The 3,639-nt window shown below is 58.8% G+C and carries 2 protein-coding genes and 1 pseudogene; 2 read left to right on the forward strand and 1 reads right to left on the reverse strand.

Features of this window, described 5'->3' with window-relative positions:
* A pseudogene (locus L9Z73_RS27220) lies at positions 1–321 on the reverse strand (bifunctional [glutamate--ammonia ligase]-adenylyl-L-tyrosine phosphorylase/[glutamate--ammonia-ligase] adenylyltransferase); the annotation flags it as partial.
* Positions 322–704: 383 nt separating this feature from the next.
* Here L9Z73_RS27220 and aceE point away from each other — a divergent pair.
* Together aceE and L9Z73_RS27230 are read left to right on the forward strand one after the other, a co-directional pair.
* A complete protein-coding gene (gene aceE / locus L9Z73_RS27225) occupies positions 705–3,350 on the forward strand; it encodes a pyruvate dehydrogenase (acetyl-transferring), homodimeric type (RefSeq protein WP_247407726.1) in 2,646 nt (881 codons plus the stop codon).
* 11 nt (positions 3,351–3,361) lie between these two features.
* Positions 3,362–3,639 (forward strand): biotin/lipoyl-containing protein (locus L9Z73_RS27230; RefSeq protein WP_345894189.1); only part of this gene is annotated, 278 nt, incomplete at its 3' end.

The following is a 3,639-nucleotide window of genomic DNA, read 5'->3' on the forward strand; positions in this document are numbered from 1 at the left end:
CACGCGGCCCAGCTCATCTTCTGTTTGGGCCTGTTGCACAGCGCCGGCGATTTGCCCGCACAGCTCGCCCGGCGCAAAGCCCCGGTCCAGCTCGCCCCAGGCGACCAATTCGAGCAACATCAAAGGGTCACGAACACTCTGTTCAATGACGAAATCACTGGCGGCGCACACGCGGGCGAAGTCGGCCCAGCGTTGCGGCGTCCACGCGCAAAGGCCATGATCGTCGTCCAGCGCGGCCACTGCGTCACGAAATGACTGCACAGCCCGATCGGCGAACGGCAAGAGAATGGCCGGCAGTTCAGCCAGCGTTGGAAGGCTCATGGTCTATCCTTGATCGGCGTGTGAAGGGCTTGTTGCTGTGAACGCAGGAACCACGCTCGGTAAAGGACTGTCGAACAAAAGTTATAAATAGCTGAAAATTCATAAATTTTGGCAGGTAACATTAAACTTCTACCTTTTCTTGTTCGCAAAAGATCAACAATAACGATTATGCTCACCTAACTGACTGAGCAACCCGCTCAGTCTTGTGTAGTTTTACTACTCGTATATACATTCGAAAGGCTGAAATGGCCGACGATTTGTAGTAAAACTACAGGACGCCGGAGCAACCTCCGGCCATCCAAGAATTTATGTCGTCTGCCCACAAGGCCAGTCGCAAACTTCAGGCAACCGATTCTGGTAGCCTTTCCGCCCTGGAGCAAGCCATGCAAGACCTCGATCCCGTCGAAACCCAGGAATGGCTGGACGCCCTGGAATCGGTTCTCGACAAAGAAGGCGAAGACCGTGCTCACTACCTGATGACCCGTATGGGCGAACTCGCGACCCGCAGTGGCTCGCAACTGCCCTACGCCATCACCACGCCATATCGCAACACCATCCCTGTTACCCACGAAGCACGCATGCCTGGCGACCTGTTCATGGAACGCCGCATTCGCTCGCTGGTACGTTGGAACGCCATGGCGATGGTAATGCGCACGAACTTGAAAGATTCTGACCTGGGCGGTCACATCTCCAGCTTCGCTTCCAGCGCAACCCTGTATGACATCGGCTTCAACTACTTCTTCCAGGCCCCGACCGACGAACACGGTGGCGACCTGATCTACTTCCAGGGCCACACCTCGCCAGGCGTCTACGCCCGTGCGTTCATGGAAGGTCGCATCAGCGAAGAACAGATGAACAACTTCCGCCAGGAAGTCGACGGACAGGGCTTGTCGTCCTACCCGCACCCTTGGCTGATGCCTGAATTCTGGCAGTTCCCGACGGTTTCCATGGGTCTGGGCCCGATCCAGGCGATCTACCAGGCGCGCTTCATGAAGTACCTGGAAGCCCGTGGCTTCATCCCCGAAGGCAAGCAGAAAGTCTGGTGCTTCCTGGGCGACGGCGAGTGCGACGAGCCGGAATCCCTGGGTGCCATCTCCCTGGCCGGCCGCGAGAAGCTGGACAACCTGATCTTCGTCATCAACTGCAACTTGCAGCGCCTCGACGGCCCGGTTCGCGGCAACGGCAAGATCATCCAGGAACTCGAAGGCGTGTTCCGCGGTGCTCAGTGGAACGTGACCAAAGTCATCTGGGGCCGCTTCTGGGACCCACTGCTGGCCAAGGACGTCGACGGTATCCTGCAACGTCGCATGGACGCAGTCATCGACGGCGAGTACCAGAACTACAAGGCCAAAGACGGCGCGTTCGTGCGTGAACACTTCTTCAACACGCCTGAACTCAAGGCGATGGTTGCCGACCTGTCCGACGACGAGATCTGGAAACTCAACCGTGGCGGCCACGACCCGTACAAGGTCTACGCGGCGTACCACGAAGCGGTCAACCACAAAGAACAACCGACTGTCATCCTGGCCAAGACCATCAAGGGTTATGGCACCGGTGCCGGCGAAGCGAAGAACACCGCGCACAACACCAAGAAAGTCGATGTCGACAGCCTGAAGTTGTTCCGCGACCGCTTCGACATCCCGGTCAAGGACGAAGAGCTGGAAAACCTGCCGTTCTTCAAGCCGGAGCCGAACAGCGCCGAAGCCCGTTACCTGAGCGAGCGTCGTGCCGCACTGGGCGGTTTCGTGCCACAGCGCCGCGCCAAGAGCTTCAACATCCCGACACCTGCGCTGGATACCCTCAAGGCTATCCTCGACGGCTCGGGCGACCGTGAAATTTCCACCACCATGGCCTTCGTGCGAATCCTCGCGCAACTGGTCAAGGACAAGGAAGTCGGTCCGCGCATCGTGCCGATCATCCCGGACGAAGCCCGTACCTTCGGTATGGAAGGCATGTTCCGTCAGTTGGGCATCTACTCCTCCGTCGGCCAGCTCTACGAGCCAGTCGATAAAGACCAGGTGATGTTCTACAAGGAAGACAAGAAGGGCCAGATCCTCGAAGAAGGCATCAACGAAGCGGGCGCCATGAGCTCCTTCATCGCTGCCGGGACCTCGTACTCCAGCCACAACCAGCCGATGCTGCCGTTCTACATCTTCTACTCGATGTTCGGCTTCCAGCGTATCGGCGACCTGGCCTGGGCAGCAGGCGACAGCCGTACCCGTGGCTTCCTGATCGGCGGCACCGCCGGCCGCACCACGCTGAACGGCGAAGGCCTGCAACACGAAGACGGTCACAGCCACATCCTGGCGGCCACTATTCCGAACTGCCGCACCTTTGATCCAACCTACGGCTATGAGCTGGCGGTGATCATCCAGGACGGCATGAAGAAGATGACCCAGGAGCAGCAGGACGTTTTCTACTACATCACCGTGATGAACGAGTCCTACCAGCAACCTGCCATGCCGGCCGGTGTCGAGGAAGGCATCATCAAGGGCATGTACCTGCTCGAAGAAGACACCAAGGAAGCAGCGCACCACGTGCAACTGATGGGCTCCGGCACCATCCTGCGTGAAGTGCGTGAAGCCGCGAAGATCCTGCGTGACGACTTCAACGTCGGCGCCGACGTGTGGAGCGTGACCAGCTTCAACGAACTGCGTCGCAACGGCCTGGCCGTAGAACGCAACAACCGCCTGCACCCAGGCCAGAAGCCTGAGCTGAGCTACGTCGAAGAATGCCTGACTGGCCGTAAGGGTCCGGTTATCGCGTCCACCGACTACATGAAGCTGTTTGCTGAACAAATTCGCCAGTGGGTCCCGTCCAAGGAATTCAAAGTCCTGGGCACCGACGGTTTCGGCCGCAGTGACAGCCGCAAGAAGCTGCGTCACTTCTTCGAAGTCGACCGTCACTTCGTGGTGTTGGCAGCCCTGGAAGCCTTGGCTGACCGTGGTGAGATCGAACCCAAGGTGGTGGCTGACGCCATCGTCAAGTTCGGGATCAACCCGGAAAAACGCAACCCACTGGACTGCTGAGGAGACTTTTTGTGAGCGAACTCATTCGCGTACCTGACATCGGCAGCGGTGAAGGTGAAGTAATCGAGCTGTTTGTAAAGGTCGGCGACACCGTCGAAGCCGACCAGAGCATCCTGACCCTGGAATCGGACAAGGCGAGCATGGAAATCCCTGCTCCCAAGGCCGGCGTGGTCAAAAGCCTGAAAGTGAAGCTGGGCGATCGCCTGAAAGAAGGCGACGAACTGCTGGAGCTGGAAATCGAGGGCGCCGCCGATGCGGCCCCTGCTCCGGCTGCCGCTGCTGCAGCGGC

It is taken from the genome of Pseudomonas emilianonis, assembly GCF_023072625.1.
Lineage (GTDB): Bacteria > Pseudomonadota > Gammaproteobacteria > Pseudomonadales > Pseudomonadaceae > Aquipseudomonas > Aquipseudomonas paraveronii.